The 16570-nt window shown below is 43.1% G+C and carries 10 protein-coding genes; 4 read left to right on the plus strand and 6 right to left on the minus strand.

Annotation, left to right across the window (positions count from 1 at the left end):
• Positions 1-19: 19 nt before the first annotated feature.
• The 3 genes from KI743_RS03380 to KI743_RS03390 form a co-directional block, all read right to left on the minus strand.
• The gene (locus KI743_RS03380) at positions 20-4924 is read right to left on the minus strand and encodes a transporter substrate-binding domain-containing protein (protein WP_373417791.1); all 4905 of its coding nucleotides are present in this window, start codon (positions 4922-4924) and stop codon (positions 20-22) included.
• Positions 4925-4952: 28 nt separating this feature from the next.
• On the minus strand, positions 4953-5978 hold the full coding sequence (locus KI743_RS03385; protein WP_285464947.1) for an HD-GYP domain-containing protein: 1026 nt from the start codon (positions 5976-5978) through the stop codon (positions 4953-4955).
• Positions 5979-6173: 195 nt separating this feature from the next.
• Entirely contained in the window at positions 6174-7940 is a 1767-nt protein-coding gene (locus tag KI743_RS03390) for a transporter (protein ID WP_285464949.1), read from the minus strand.
• A 960-nt stretch (positions 7941-8900) separates the two neighbouring features.
• Here KI743_RS03390 and KI743_RS03395 point away from each other — a divergent pair.
• Positions 8901-10160 (plus strand): alginate lyase family protein, encoded by a 1260-nt coding sequence (locus KI743_RS03395; protein ID WP_285464951.1) that lies wholly within the window; start codon positions 8901-8903, stop codon positions 10158-10160.
• A 64-nt stretch (positions 10161-10224) separates the two neighbouring features.
• On the plus strand, positions 10225-10899 hold the full coding sequence (locus KI743_RS03400; protein WP_285464954.1) for an oligogalacturonate-specific porin KdgM family protein: 675 nt from the start codon (positions 10225-10227) through the stop codon (positions 10897-10899).
• 87 nt (positions 10900-10986) lie between these two features.
• On the opposite strand, the gene KI743_RS03405 is transcribed toward KI743_RS03400, so the two are convergent.
• Positions 10987-11703, minus strand: a complete 717-nt coding sequence (locus tag KI743_RS03405) for a FadR/GntR family transcriptional regulator (protein ID WP_285464956.1) — start codon at positions 11701-11703, stop codon at positions 10987-10989.
• Positions 11704-12352: 649 nt separating this feature from the next.
• On the opposite strand from KI743_RS03405, the gene KI743_RS03410 reads away from it, so the two are divergent.
• Together KI743_RS03410 and KI743_RS03415 are read left to right on the plus strand one after the other, a co-directional pair.
• On the plus strand, positions 12353-13084 hold the full coding sequence (locus KI743_RS03410) for a FadR/GntR family transcriptional regulator (RefSeq protein WP_032552766.1): 732 nt from the start codon (positions 12353-12355) through the stop codon (positions 13082-13084).
• A gap of 162 nt (positions 13085-13246) precedes the next feature.
• On the plus strand, positions 13247-14536 hold the full coding sequence (locus KI743_RS03415; RefSeq protein WP_373417793.1) for an MATE family efflux transporter: 1290 nt from the start codon (positions 13247-13249) through the stop codon (positions 14534-14536).
• A gap of 57 nt (positions 14537-14593) precedes the next feature.
• On the opposite strand, the gene KI743_RS03420 is transcribed toward KI743_RS03415, so the two are convergent.
• Both KI743_RS03420 and KI743_RS03425 read right to left on the minus strand, forming a co-directional pair.
• Complete coding sequence (locus tag KI743_RS03420; protein WP_285464962.1) at positions 14594-15568, minus strand: bifunctional oligoribonuclease/PAP phosphatase NrnA; 975 nt, start codon at positions 15566-15568, stop codon at positions 14594-14596.
• A 231-nt stretch (positions 15569-15799) separates the two neighbouring features.
• Complete coding sequence (locus KI743_RS03425; protein WP_150870261.1) at positions 15800-16564, minus strand: ABC transporter ATP-binding protein; 765 nt, start codon at positions 16562-16564, stop codon at positions 15800-15802.
• Between the last annotated feature and the right edge of the window lie 6 nt (positions 16565-16570).

Consider the following 16570-nt stretch of genomic DNA (forward strand, 5'->3'; position numbering starts at 1 on the left):
TATTCTAGCCCTAAAGCAGTTATGATTTCACGTCAGTAATACGCTCCAACGCCCTATCAAAATCATACTGTTCAAGGGCTTGCTGCACCCCTTTTAACCATAACACCTCAGTGCTCGACAGTAGTTGATTGGTTAAATCGAGCGCTTCACTGTCGTAATTTGAGATGAGCTCGGTCAACTTCTGTATCTGCTCTTGAGAAACCGCCATTTGCTTATTATCGGGCGTTTCATCGGTCAAGCTATCATTGCCTTGTAACCCCTTTGTGATTAAGGGTTGAATAGTTTCCACCAGCTCAATGACTCTTTTCGTAGCAACCTTTAAGTCGGCATCAGTCAAAGCCTTATCTTGCGCTTTACCTTCAAAATCAGCAAATGCACCCTGAGCCTTACTTCCTCCAATGGCACCACACATGCTTTTCAGCGTGTGAAGTTCGCGTTCTAAACCCTCCCACTCTCCATTATCCAGATAACCTTGCGCCTTATTGAGCATAGGTTGAGCTTGGTCGTTGAAACGGGCGAATAGCTTCTGTTTTAACGACTCATCACCTTGAGTAGATCGATCTAGAATATTCACTGACAGTATGTCATTACCATCGTTCGGTGCAGTCATTGGACATTGACTTACTGTTTGCAATTCACTCTCTTTTGGCGTGCCGCTCACAACACCAGTTCCCAAATAATGTGCAATCGTCGACATCGCTTTATCAAGCACAATAGGTTTATCAATGAAGTCATCTATGCCAGCTTCAACTGCACGTTTCTTCGCCTCATAAAATGCGTTCGCAGACATGGCGATAATTGGGATTTCGCGCTTAAGTTGCTTGATGTGGCGAGTTGCCGCATAGCCATCCATGACCGGCATTTGCAAGTCCATCAAGATAAGCTTGTAGTCATTGTTTTTAACGTAATCTATCGCTTGCTGGCCATTTTCTGCTAAATCAACCGTTAAGTTCATTCTTTTAAGAAACGCCATCGCTAGGTCTTGGTTCAATTCGTTATCTTCAGCTAACAGCACGCGCTCTCCGTTAAATAACACAGTTTGCGTTTTTGCCGCTTCTTCTGTTCTAAATTTAGCGACTTCGGCTTGTGACGTCTTAGGCAGCTCAAGTTCGAAGTAGAAGCGGCTACCCTTCCCTAACTCACTGTCGATATGTATCTCACTGCCCATAGCCTGAATGAGTTTTTGACTAATATTGAGACCAAGCCCAGTGCCACCAAAACGTCTCGTCGTTGTGCTATCCGCTTGTTTGAACGCTTCAAAGAGGTGTTTCTTATGCTCACTCGATATGCCGATTCCGGTGTCGATGACGGAAATGTCTAACGTTGCTGTGTCTAAAGACTCTCTTACCACGTGGCATTGAATGGTGACTCTCCCATGCTCAGTAAACTTAATCGCATTACCGACTAAGTTGAGTAGGACTTGGAAAAGCCTCAACGGGTCGCCAACAAGTGCAAGTTGCTCTGGGATATTGAAATCTGTTCGCAAAACAAGCCGCTTCTCGATCGCTTTCGATTCCATTAACTCTGCCACTTCATTCAAAGGCTGAAACGGACTAAACGGAATGCTATCAATGCCAAGCTCACCAGCCTCTATCTTAGAAAAATCCAGAATGTCATTGATAATAGTGAGTAGCGACTGACCTGAACGATGAACTTTCTCAATATAGTTTTTAGCGACAGGGTTAGTTAGCTCGTCAAGAGCCAAATAAGACAAACCAATAATGGCGTTCATTGGCGTCCTAATTTCATGGCTCATATTTGCCAAGAATTCAGATTTGGCTTGGCTTGCTAGGTCTGCCCTCTCTTTCTCTTCCCCCAATTGTTCGTTAAGACGTTTCATCTCAGATATATCGAAAGCCCAAAACAGCGTGGCAACTCCACCATCCAGCTCAAACAAATAATAACTGACTAGGGCTACAAATTGCGTACCATCAAGTTTTTTGAGTACCAACTCTTTGTTCTCAACCTTGCCATACACGCCGAGCTCATTGTGGATATCATCGCGAACATCCAATGAAACATGAATAGACGCAATATCTATCGAGTTCAGTTCCATATCCTCAACTCCAAACAACTGCTTCGCTGTATCGTTTGCGTAACGAACTTGTTCCTCAAACACAACAGCAGCCGCTATTGGCGAACTATTCAGCATGTTATAAAGCTCCGCTTGAGCTTTCTTAAGCGCGTTCGTCGCTTCGTTTGCAATACTAATCTGTTTGGCGAGCTCTCGATTCCAAAAAATGATAAGCAGAACAATTACCAGAGAAAAAATTGAGATCGTATAAACTAATTGGTAGTCGACCCTTTCTATCGCTTTAGGTGCAGCCCATTTTGCAGATATCTGTTGGTGTTCTTCTGCGGAAATACTTTCGATAGCCTTATTAATGATTGAATAAAGATGAGGCTCTGCTTTAGTTACATGTAGTGTGGGGGAGAGATAAAAGTCGAGTCGACCAATAATTCCCACCTCACGATGGCCAAATGAGTCGATAAGATAATTAAGGACATCAACAGTATCTATCACCCCATCTAAGGTTTGGTCATCAAGTTTATTGAGGCCATCGGCTGTTGATTCAACCAACACCCATTCCACATTAGGGTATTTCTTAACTATCGCATCGGTATTTGCGGCATTTTTTAAGATACCAATCTTCCAACCCGAAGCTTCTTCTAATACCAAACTACTTACATCTCGTCTGGACGCTATGGCTAAACGACTCGAAAACAAGCTTTTCGCTGCTCTAACGTTTTCACCTAACGATTTGTTCTCTTTAGCTGCAGAGACTAGCTCGACCTGCTGGCGATCGACTAAACCCCTGGTTTCTGACCAACTCGCCACATCAACGTGCTCAATATTTAGCCCTGTTTTTTGTTCGATGAGTTTCAAGTAATCGTCAATCATTCCAATATACTCACCGGCACTCGAAACCGCTTCATAAGGAAGTGAATTAGGATCAATACCGATCTTAACGTTAGGGTTTTGTTTGACCCACAACCTTTCATCTGGGCTTAAATCTAATATTTCCCCAATTAAGTTATTCGCTTGATACACATCTGCAATGTAACGCTTCGCAGCATCGCCGAACTGGCTAAACTGTTCTATGTTGGGAAAGTAAACGTGTTTACGCACTGGAGACTGGGTATCAAAATAGAAGGTCATTGAGCCAGAATTAATCGCGCCAGCTTTAGTTCTATAATTTGCAGTCTTTGTTACCGACGCAAAATGAGAAGTATTTTTTTTCTCGCCGAGATCATCCACTAAATTGCCGATATACCAAGACTTAATTGGTCGATTGTTGTTCTCGGCTTGAGCGGTAATCACTTGAAAAGTGCTATCCGTATCAAAAACGTCGAAGAGCTCCGACAGGTCATCAAAACGATCATTTACGATGAAGTACGCTGAAATTTGCGCGATTATACTCGCCTTTTTTAATATTTGGCTCAGGTCACTTTGGACATGGTTCTCGATGATTTGACGCAAGTCATCTGTCTGTTTTAGGTTTGAGATCGCCGCATTAAAACTATCCCTCAATTCTTGAGTCTTAAAATCTACATAAATAGGGTATGTGACTTTATAACCCTCGTGCAGCTGCAATTCCGCCATTTCAATGAAACGAGTGTTAGTGATAAACCATTTCAAAACACGTTTCTCGACCATTAAAAGGTCGACATTTTGTGCTCTCAATTGCGCAAATGCTGACTCAAGGCTCTCATAGTCTTCAACCCGCTCAATGTTTAACTGGCTAGTCAGAACTTCAACTGAGTTTTTAATTGGAGAGGTATCGTCGAATAAGAGAGCCCCTAACGAGAGATCACTTTTGGATTGTAGGTTCAGATTGCGTCGCACTAATGAAACCGGCACAAACTCAACATCAATCACACTATTACTTAAGAAGTGCGCATCTGGGTCATCAAGTTGAACGCCAGATACAAAGGAGATTGAATTGTTATTTTCAATAGCTTTACGAGCTGCGCTGGGTGGCAAAGTAACAACATCACCTAACTTGTACCCCATATCATTTAAAGCGCGCTGTATTATGTCGTGCTCTAAGCCCACAGCCGTGCTACCGGGATACATATAAGGAGGATTACCGAAACCAAACACACCTTTTAAAGCTGGTCGATAAGGCGAACTATCTAACCACTTCGAAAGAATTTTGTTCTTTTTACTTATGGAGAATGTTTGAATCTGTTTGTTTAATAGCTTCAGAATTTCTACTTCACCAGTTCTCACTACCATTGAAGCTTCTAATTTTTTCCAATGCTCCAATACGTAGTTAACGGCAAGATCATGAACGCCCACTTTGCTTGCCAAATCCATTGTGGTAATCGGCTCTCCAACAATGCCATCAACACTCCCCTCTCCTAATGCACGTACTGCATCAGCCACATTTTCGAAATCGACCCTTTCTATAGAACTTAACTGCACGCCTGCTCTTTGCAAGTCAATGTTCTCATTAACCATTGCAATGCGTCGTTTAGTATTCTGGTCTAAGTTTCCATCTATTCTGTTGTCAGTAGGGACTATTACAGCAACCTGATACGGTATATACGGTTCACTCGCTAAAAAACGTCCGCCGTCACTCGGGTCAAATTGTTGGAATGGGAAAACATCTCCTCGACCATCAAGTAACGCAGCTTTCGCTTCACTGCGCGAGCTAACACTAATAAATCTCACATGAACGCCAAACCTCTCTTCAAGATCTTGTGTCCAATCTTTGATGATCCCAGAAACCTTTCCGTTGTAATCAAGAAAGGAATAAGGGTAGTGGTTTGTAAGCGCGATAAAAGTCAGAGTTGGTTTGTCAGCCAACCATCGTTCCAACTCGCCCTCCGACACTTCAGCAGCACTAACAGAGCCGAAGCATAGCAAGCCTGTCAGTAACCATAACGTGAATGAAATGGAAAAACCGTGCAGTCTCATTACAAATGCACGGGATCGAATAAAGAGATCACTCATCTTTAAATCTTTCTTTAATCGCTAAAATTTCAGGTAAGTTTTCAAAGAGCAGCTCAACAACTCTAGGGTCGAAATGCTTACCCTTCTGCTCTTTGAACAGGTTCAAGGCTTCATCAACACTCCATGCTCTTTTATACGGCCTTTCTGCTGTTAGCGCATCAAACACATCCGCAACTGCTGCAATGCGACCAACCAAAGGAATCTCCTCACCAGATATCTGGTTTGGGTAGCCAGTGCCATCCCATTTTTCATGGTGGTACTGCGCGACTTGAATAGCCATTTGCATCAACTTGGAGTCACTTTGTCTACCGAGAATCTCAACACCGTATTCAACGTGCTTCTGCATAGTAGTCCATTCATCAGCATCCAATTTACCCGGTTTTAATAACACACTGTCAGGGATGCCAATCTTACCAATGTCGTGCATTGGCGCTGCGTCGCGCAAAGTCTCAGCATCTTCGTCAGTCATTCCCAACGCCTTAGCCAATACTTCACAATAGTGGCTCATCCGCATAACGTGCATACCCGTTTCGTTATCTTTAAACTCAGCAGCTCTTCCAAGAATATTAAGTGTTTCCAATTTCCCTAAGTTGATCTCTCGAGTTTTCTCTTTCACTTGGCTAAATAGCGCACGCTGCTGATCATATAATGCGATATGAGTCTTCACCCGTTGAAGAGCAATCTGTGGAGTAATCGGCTTAGTCAGGTAATCAACAGCGCCTAATGACAGGCCTTTCACTTCATCTTCAGGATCTATTTTTGCGGTCACGAATATAATGGGGATATGAGCGGTATTGGGTTGAGACTTCAACTGACGGCACACTTCAAAACCATCAATATCTGGCATCATAATATCAAGTAGGATCAGGTCGGGCTGCGGTACAGTCTTAGCGATTTTTATACCGATATGACCATTGATCGCGACTTTAACTTGGTAGGTGTCTTTGAGTATTCCGGTAAGCACATCTAAGTTACTGGGCGTATCGTCTATCACTAAAACGGTCGGTTTACTACTCATTACAACCCCATATATAAATCAATTAGTTATTTACCAAGTGTAGGTCGCAATTTTGGGTCATCAACAGAACTATGTAAAAATTTTGCTAAACCCTCTACGCGCTCACAATAGGTGGTATTTACGCCACAACAAACCCGTTTTCTAAGCACAAAAAAGCCGCTCAATGGAGCGGCTTTATGAATTTATCGGCTTGTCTTAGGCCGTGGTTTCTTGTTGAGCTCCTTCGACTTTGTCGTCAACGGCCTTAACTAAGAGTAAGCCCACCGAGAACACAATCAATCCACACAATATGAATACTAGACGTCCCCACATTGGGTTTGGTAAGACGAACATCGTCATCACACCGACACCTGCGACAGCAATAAGTGTACCCAGCATGCGACGTTGTTTGTTATCTAACTTCTTCTGTTCTGTGCTTTCTGCAACGAGTGGTGTTGCCAAGTTACCGAAGAAAGTATCAACGTCTTTCTCACGGTGCTCCGGAAGTGGCTTGTAGAACAGCGTTGAAAGTACGAAGAAGCCAGCAGTAAATACGATGTGTCCAATCAAACCAATGGCAACTTTCAGGTCAGCCCATTCACGACCAGTCAGTTCATTCAAACCAAACCAACCTTCAATCATTTCAGCAGTGATAACGAAACCTACAAAGTATGATACAAAGCCACCGACAACTAGCGTGCCCCAACCTGCCCAGTCTGGAGTCTTACGGATGAAGAAGCCACAGAACGCTGGGATTGTCATCGGGAAGCCAATCAAGGCACCCACATACATCATGGTATCAAATAGGCTCAGTCCCTTAAGTGAGTTAATGAACAGAGCAACCAGGATGATGGAAATACCAAAGAAGGTAGAAGTTAGCTTAGAAACGATAACCAGCTCTTTCTCGTTCGCATTTGGACGTAAAATCGGCTCGTAGAAGTTCTTAACAAAGATACCTGAGTTACGGTTAAGACCTGAGTCCATAGAAGACATCGTCGCGGCAAACATCGCTGCAATCAATAGGCCAACCATACCTACCGGCATGTACTCTTGCACAAAATAAAGGTAAGCGAAATCCGCCGCTTTGCTGCCTGCTTCTGGATATTGAGAAGCGAGATCGACACCTTGCCCAGCAATGAACCAAGAAGGCATGAACCAAATGATTGGGCCAAGCGTCATCAGAACACAAGCCAATAGTGCCGCTTTACGCGCGTTGTTCGAGTCTTTTGCCGCTAAGTAACGGTAAGAGTTCAACATGTTATTGGTGATGCTGAACTGCTTTAGGAAGATGAACACCGCCCAAATACTAAAGATGCTCAGGTAGTTAAGGTTGTCGCCTGTAATGAACGAGTCCGTCGGGAAGTTGTTGACGATATTGGTTACACCCCCACCGTGGTACATAGCAACCACAGCACAGGTAACTGTTACTGCCATAATGATGACCATCTGCATGAAATCAGATGCAATAACAGCCCAAGAACCACCCGTTACTGACATTACCAATACAACTAGGCCTGTCAGAATGATGGTTGTCGTCATGTCGAAACCGAAGATGCCTGATGCAATGATTGCAAGGCCATTCAACCAGATACCCGCAGAGATAACGCTGTTTGGCATACCAGACCAAGTAAATACTTGCTCATTGACCTTACCAAAACGCATACGAATCGCTTCAATAACCGTCACCACGCGTAACTGTCTGAATTTTGGTGCAAAGTACAAGTAGTTCATCAAGTAGCCGAATGCATTGGCGATAAAGATGATCGCAACAGCAAAGCCATCGGTAAACGCTTTACCAGCCGCACCAGTAAATGTCCATGCACTAAACTGAGTCATAAAGGCGGTCGCACCAACCATCCACCAAAGCATGCTACCTCCTCCTCGGAAGTAGTCACTTGTCGTACTAGTAAACGTTCTAAACATCCACCCTATTGCAATTAAGAATAGAAAGTAGATACCTACTATTAGTGTATTGAGTTCCATTGTAGAGACCTTTTATTTGTTTTTTTGTTGTCTCGACTATAGATATGGATAGACAACATTTGTACTACAATAATTCAATTGCGTGATTCAAATCTTAAATTTGGACTTGTAACAACGCGGGGAGTGATCGAGTTCAAAGTCATCGATTGTTAGAGTAAGCAAAAAACTATAAAAGCAGAAAATCGAAGATAAAAAGCACAAATGGACGCGAAATAATCATATAAAACTTAGATATTATACATCTAGGTTAGATTTTTAATTTCACTTATCAAGCAAGATTACTCATCTAAAACAGCCTAATTAAATCGTTTCTTTACGACTCTCCCCATTTATCAATAGAAATTAAGTAATACTAATGAACTTATAAACACCCAGTCGACACCTAAATTTTTATGACGATACAAGCTATAAAATACTGAGTTTGAGGAGTGGACAGTTCAACAAGGTGAGGACAATTTTCAATCAGGCAAAAAAAACGCCCATGTTGCCTGTATCAACATGGGCGCAAAGGCAGTATTGCCACCACCTTCTTCTATCTCAACATCGTTCAACAGAAGTCGTCATTAGTATAGTTGGGAGCAAGAATAGAAATACCGGTGTAAGGCATTTCAATCAATGCCTAAGATCCGATAGCTAAAACGAATTAATCAAACTGCAACATACCGTTGCCAAATGCTTCTCCGTGACAGCTGCAATAATCTTAATGTATTACAAATAAAAATAAAGCGATTATTCGCGATTACATGATTGAACGCACAATTCTCAAATGTCTATTTTCCAACCAAACTTCTTATAAATACACCAACACCTTACAAAACAGTCTCTTAGCATATTTATTTCAGAGTGTAACGGTTTGTTACCGTCGATTTTGTCATCACAAGTAGATCCAATTCACAGATCAACGTGAAAATATTGAGATAGCATATTTGTATTATTTTAACTCAATAAAAAAGGCATTTTATGAAAGCCCTACGTCCCCTACACCTTGCGGCTTGTATTGGAGCCATCACTTTTGGTTCCAATGTTATGGCAGCAGATTTCGTCTTCTTAAATGAAGCAACATTAGAAGCAAACCGAACTCTACTTCAATCTGAGAAAGCACCTTCAACAATGAAGGTCACTTATGAGCGACTACTCGAAGAAGCAGAGCTTGCAATGCAAGACGGGCCATTCAGTGTCGCTGATAAAGGCATGACCCCACCGAGCGGTAACAAAAATGATTACATGAGTATTAGCCCATATTGGTGGCCAGATGAATCTAAAGATGACGGGCTGCCTTGGGTTCGCCACGATGGAAAAACAAATCCAGCGTCTAAAACAGACGAAACTGATTCTAAGCGAATTGGCCACTTCACCCGCTCAGTTCGCGCATTAGCTATCGCTTATTACTTTAGTCAAGACGAAAAGTATGCGCAGCAAGGTATTGATTACATTAGAACTTGGTTCATCAATGAAGAGACAAAGATGAATCCTAATGTGAATTATGGCCAAGGCGTTCCAGGTGTTGCAGAAGGACGTCGTGGTGGAATCATTGATACTCGTACCTTAGCTGATCGCATGCTTGATTCAATCGCTATGCTTTCTCAATCACCTTCTTGGACTGAAAAAGACGAAAAACAGATCAAGCAATGGTACAGCGACTACCTAGATTGGCTGATTGTCGATGACCTATCAGGAGGCCCTAAAGGTGAGGCTTACGCTGAGAACAACCACGGTACTTGGTATGACTATCAAGTCGCGAGTATTGCCTACTTTATTGGTAACGAACCACTGGCAAAACAAATGGTTCAGAAAGGCAAAATGCGCATCGATACTCAGTTCGAAAAGGATGGCTCTCAACCGCATGAAATTGAGCGTACTCGAGCTTATCACTACCACTACTTCAGTTTAGATCCATTGGTTGGCATGGCGCAGATCGGCGAAAAGGTAGACGTCGACCTTTGGAACTACACCAACAAGAAAGGCGGCTCTTTAGAGACTGGTATCCAACTTATGGCTAACTATCACGACCTAGATAAAGAGTGGCCATACACCCAAAAAGACAAACGTCGTCGCATTGAACGCATGACACCACTTTACCTAAAAGCTGGTGTAGCAATGGACAAACCTGAGTGGGTCAAACTGGCAACCGAAACAGACTTTAGCGAGTTCACAGTGAAGAAAAACTTGGCGGAAGTTTGGGCACAACGTGATATCGAGCTGCTCTACCCAAAACTATAAATCCCCTACTGGTGGGTGCATTAACGCCCACTCTTTATGACTTTAATTACAGTGGAACAACATTATGATTTCTAAAAATAAAATTGCTTTAGCTATTACGGCATCTCTTTTTGCTGGCAGCGTTTCAGCTGCATCACTCGACGCGCGCCAAGAGTACAAACATGGCTCCGAAGAGTGGGCAAGCCGTATAAAAATGAGCGCTTCAGTCGACAACCACTTTTTTGGCGCTGAGATGAAGCAAAAAGGTAAACCGTTCTCAGAGTGGGAAGCAGCAGACAATGAGTTTGAATATGGTTACCGTTTCAAATTGAATGATCAATGGATGATCCAGCCAAGTATGCCAGTGACTTTTGGTTCTGATAGCGTGACTTATAAACCTCAGGTTCGCGTGCAGTACTCGTTCGAATCGGGTTTAAAGGCGAAACTACGCTACCGTCATGAGTTCCGCGACTACACGTCGGATTCCTCAAATGATAATCGCAACCGTAGTAAAATCACCGGTAACTTAGACTACAACTGGAACGCTTTCCAGTTCGGCTTTGAAGCAAACTACGCGGAAGATTTTGCAAATAATGAATGGACTGGCGGCGGCGGTGCTGACTATGAGTGGGATTACAACCTCAAAGTAGGTTACAAAGAGTCTGACTGGAACTGGCGTCCGTATGTAGAGTTCGGTAACGTACAAGACAGCCGTGATCGTCAATTACGTAGCCGTGTTGGTATTACCTACAGCTTCTAATCAATACCCAGCTTTTGATTAAAAAACACAAAAGCCAGCATATTTGCTGGCTTTATTTTTTGTATTTAATTCAGGCAGAAAGGCAGGTTAGCTTGCTGGCAATCTGTGGTTAGACGCTTGTAAGTGGTTCGCAGAAGCAGCACGTGCTTTTTCACTGTTACCAGCCATGATCGCATCGTAGATCTGGCGGTGTTCATTGATACAAGTGCTACCCTCTTCCGAAGAGTGAACAATAAAGTTAACGAACATCGTTGTTAAGATGTTGCCGAACGGAAGATAGAAATCGTTACCTGTTGCGTTAAAGATAAGGCTGTGGAATCGCATGTCCACATCTGTCCAACGCTCTTGGTCAAATACTTCGGCTTCTGATACTTCTACCATTTCTTGGAAGGTCTCTGAAAGCTCGATACGCTGTTCAGCTGATGCATTTTTCGCAGCTAGTGCACACGCCTCAGGCTCAATTGCACGACGTAAACCCAAGAACTGGAAACAGAAGTCATCTGTATCCGCTAGGCCATCCATCCAACCAATCAATTGCGGATCAAGGAAGTTCCAGTAAGCACGATCAACAACACGAGTACCAACTTTTGGACGAGACTCTAATAGACCTTTTGATGTTAGCAGTTTAACCGCTTCACGCAATGCAGTACGGCTAATACCAAATTGCTCACAAAGCGCCATCTCACCAGGGATAATAGAGCCTTGAGCAAGCTCACCTGATAAAATGCTGCGAGCGATTTCACGAGCAACTTGCACGTGCAGGCTGCGCTTGGAGCCTGAGATTGAATTGAATGTTCCGACCATAAGTTCACTTGTTGTTATTTATGTATTATTTAATCCTTACTATATCACTTATATATTCAACTACCAAATATCCTTACTGCGCTCCGTCCCAGATTTAAACAAAACAAATGATGTAAATTAGATTACGCAAATAATACGCTCAAAATTGCCTATCAACTAATAGCTTAATAATAATTCTCACTTCTACTTAGCGCATTATTTTGTACGACTAATGTCACATATATTTACATTTCTGACTATTTATAGCCGCATATGGCAGATTTTCACGATGTACTGCTTGATTCATATAGATGCTATTGTATTATTAATTGAGTGTTGATTTTCAATATTGTCAGTCCCCTTAATCGGACATCGCGTCGATCACGAGTCCGTTGTCTCATTGAAAGTCATATAACTAACAACGTCGGTTCCATTTATGGGCCAAACAACGAGGTGTCTTTTAATACATCTCATTAATTTGCAGTAGTACGTCTAAACACTCGCGTTGAGATATAAATATGGTCATCAGCATTTTGAAATGGTGAATTTGGTTGAGCTAACTCTCTTTATCACATCTTACACTGACGGCCTTTTCTAATCTAAACGACGTAACACTGACAACCCAAAGCCAGTTGATTCTGGCTTTGACCCTTTAATATAGGTGGTTTACATGTCCGTATTCACGCTGGTGGAAGATTCTAACCGCCGCATTCATGTCCAAGTTGCAAGACAAGTCGCCCGTAAGATCCTATCTGGAGAGTTGAAAGAAGAAGAGAAACTACCCAGCGAAATGGAGCTATGTGAAATCTTCGGTGTAAGCCGTACTGCGTTGAGAGAATCAACCAAACTATTATCAGCCAAAGGTCTGATCGAGTCGAAGCCCAAAGTCGGCACACGTATTATGCCTCGTTCTAACTGGCACTTCTTGGACCCTCAACTCCTGGATTGGATTCAAGATCTTGAAGACACCAAGCCATTCCTGGCTCAATTCTTAGGCCTTCGCAAAGCAATAGAACCGGAAGCTTGTGCGCTTGCAGCTAGAAATGCATCGGTAGAACAGCGTAAAGAACTCTCAATACTCTTCCAAAAAATGACGCTCGCAGCAGAGAGCTTTGATTACGGAAGTTGGACCGTTAACGACCACCTGTTCCATCGAACAATCTTCCTCTCAACAGGCAACCAGTTCTACATTCCATTTGGCAATATTTTGTCAGCGATTTTTCGACAATTTATTGATCATTCGGCAGAAGGTGGACGCTTCTGTTTAGCAGAACACAAAGCGATTTATGACTCTATTATGTCTGGGAATAGCGAGGGAGCACGGATAGCCTCTCAAAGCCTACTAAACGACGACAACCAAAAGCTATCCAAAGTGCCTTTAAAGCAAGTTGCGATAGCATAACGATAGCGACTTCAATCGCAATCTATACATCTGGCTTGAAACACTCATGATATCACCCGCTTGTATCATGAGTTTGCTCCTTACGAGGTCACTGTGCTTTCTCAATCTTACGTCAAAAAGAATCTTTCGCTCGCTTGGCCATTAGCTCTTAATGCCCTGTTAATGCAGTCCATGCTGATGATTGATACGCTTCTGGTATCGCCACTCGGTGAAGTCTCTCTTGCTGCAATGGGAATTGCGACCACAGTTATCGCATTCATTCTTGGTATCCAAATGGCGCTCGCTAACGGTACGCAACTGGTGTTGAGTCGTGCCGTAGGCTCCGGCGTTCAAGCTACATTATCTCGGTCTTTTTTGGCGGGGATGCTCATCAACTTTGGCGCCGCTTTACTCTTCTTCTTAGCTCTAACCTTTTTTGATGACTCGTTGATAAGCACACTGACGGAAGATACATCTCTACACAGCGAAATTGCCGTCTACCTCAGTTTTTCTAAGTACATCGTTCTATTCACTGCGGTAACCCAAGTAATCATTGCGCTGTTTAACGGGTTGGGCAAAACCAAAGTGCCATTTAGAGGCTATCTAATTGAGTTACCAATCAACGCACTGGTCAGCTACATCTTCATTCATGGTTGGTCTAACTTGGAAGGTCTCGGGGTTCAAGGTGCCGCCATTGGCAGCCTAGTGGCGATCATCATTCGTGCTGTCTATCTCTACCTATGCATTCGTTTTGAAAACTGTGTTGAACTCTCACTCAATGCGTTCGGTTCTAACTTTTCACGCAATGTACTCAACCATTTCAAAGAGATTTTCCCAGTTGCAGCGAATGTCACCATGTTATCAATTGGCGCAACTATTTATCAGCTTCTCTACACCCAACTCAATATCAATGCGTATGTAGCAATCACCTTGGTAATGCCTTGGATACGAGCTGGTACACAATTCATTACTGCTTGGGCGCACTCTTCCGCCATTACCATTAGCCAAGCGATCGGCTCTAAGCAAATGGCTGACTTAAGAAAGAACGTCGACGCCAGTATCGATATCGCTGTCATAATCTCTATTCTATCGATGCTCTTTTTTGTGGTGCTGAGTTTCTTTATTGGCGACATTTACCCTGATTTAGACAGCGCGACTTATGACGCCTTAACTGTGATCGCCCCACTCTACATATTTTTACCTCTCGTACGTGGCTACAACACGGTTCACGGCCATGTATTGAGGGCTCTAGGCAAAACAACAGCCGTATTCAAAATCAACTTCACGGGCCAGTGGATCATATCGATTCCATTATGCGCGTTGATCATCTTCGGTTTTGATGGCTCGATCTTCTGGGCATTCGCCATTCAACCTTTTGAAGAGATCGTCAAAGCGCTACCATTTAGACACTTAGCAAGAAAATCATTGAATGAATTCGATGAGGAAAAAGCGAAAGAGTTGATGTACGACTAAACAAAGAACAACTCTTGTTAATCAATCGCCCTAGCACGTGATGATAGGGCTTTTTATTTACGCTAGGTTTAGGTTTGGTCGAATCAGATTGTATAAATAAGCAAGCTCATCTGGGATATTGAAGCGACGATTAATAACGCCTCCTGCCATATGTGGATGCCCTCCTCCAAAACCTATGCCATTATCATTTAATGCTGCTTGCACTACCTCAGCTACATCGTTATCCTGACATTCAGACCGAAGGGAAACGTACGTTCTTTGATAAGATCTCGCGCTCAACACCACGACATCAATCTCATCGACAGTTAAAAGAAAATCGCCTAGAACTCCAAGCATGTTCTCTGGACACCCTTCCGGCAACGTCGCAAAAGCGCTGTTTTTGTCACGCTTCATTGAAGCTAACATGGAATCAAAGTACTCGAGCTCCTGATATTCGATTTGGTTTCGACAGATTCCGTTCACCATCACCATATCGGCGCGTCTTTGCAGCTGAAACAGTGCCTTGATATCCGCCTCACCTATCGATTTAGTAAAGCTTCCTGTGTCAAACGTCAAACCCACCAGCAGTGCAGTAGCGATCTTTTTAGGGATACGCATTTTATAGTAATCAAAGTACTCCACCATGATTGTCGCAGTCGACCCATAGTCTGTTCGTACATCCGAATACCAAACGTAGCTCGGCACTTTAACGTCGTGGTGATCAATCACTGCCACTTCCAAACCGGGCAGGTCAGTAACGTTCTCTTCCCCGATACAACCGTCGATCACAATAATCTTGTCGCTGGGTTTTAAATCTAATTGGTGTGACTTAACGATTGGAATATCTAGCCAACCGATCAAATTATGCAGTGAGACTCGGTCAATAAAGCCCTGATATGAAAGAAAAGGTTTAAAGCCTTTTTGACTCAATAAATAAGCCATAGCAAATGCCGATGCTATAGCGTCATGATCGGGAAAATCATGCGCTTGAATAATGACTCGCTCATCGGTATCTAACAATTCTAAAAATTGATCAAACTGTTTTAAGTCCATTGATAGCTCTCAAACTCATCCTGAATCTGCTATTTCTGATTCATTTCCATAACGGAAGAGGTAAAACCAGTTGCACATTCACTCATTAAAGCGCTTCAACCTTTGGAATGCAAACTGCTAGAAAGACTTACCTCTCAGTTATAGGCTTATAGCTATCGTGACATGCCCCCAACAAAAAGAGCGCCTATATCTGGCGCTCTTTCTGATTATCAAATCGTTCAATAGCTGACGTTATCGACCTGAGTAGTACATACAGATCTTCACGCCATCGAATTCACGGATCTCAAATGGAATTTCATAGATAGACTCCATGATTTCCTTGTCGACCACCTCATCCACTTTGCCAGCTTTAATCACTTGCCCGCGTTTCATCGCAACAATGTTATCCGAGTAGCTAGAGGCGAAGTTGATATCGTGAATAACAATCACCACAGCTTTATTGAACTCATGAGCTAAACGGCGCAGAGTCTGCATGATTTCGACTGAGTGCTTAATATCGAGGTTGTTAAGTGGCTCATCAAGGAAAACGTAGTCCGTGTCTTGTGCGACAACCATGGCGATAAACGCCATTTGACGCTGACCACCACTCAACTGATCGAGATACTTATCTTGAATATCGGTAATACCCAAGTGCTCTAAAGCCGTATCTACCACCTTGTGGTCATTATCTTGCATTCTGCCTTGAGAGTGAGGGAAACGTCCGAAACAGACAAGTTCACGCACAGTAAAGCGCATATTGATGTTGTTCGACTGTCTCAAAACAGCAAGGTGCTTTGCAAGCTCTTTGGTATCCCACTCAGCAAGGAGTTTGTCGCCAATTAGAACTTCACCCGCATCACTATCTGTAAGGCGGCTCGCCATTGAAAGCAGCGTACTTTTACCCGCACCATTTGGGCCAATAATGGAAGTTACTTCCCCTTTCGGAAACAGTGCACTGGCGTCATCAACAACCGTTGTCTTGCCATACTTCTTACTTAAACCTGTTAACTTAATCACTTCTCA

The sequence above is a fragment of the Vibrio sp. D420a genome, assembly GCF_030248625.1.
GTDB lineage: Bacteria > Pseudomonadota > Gammaproteobacteria > Enterobacterales > Vibrionaceae > Vibrio > Vibrio fortis_A.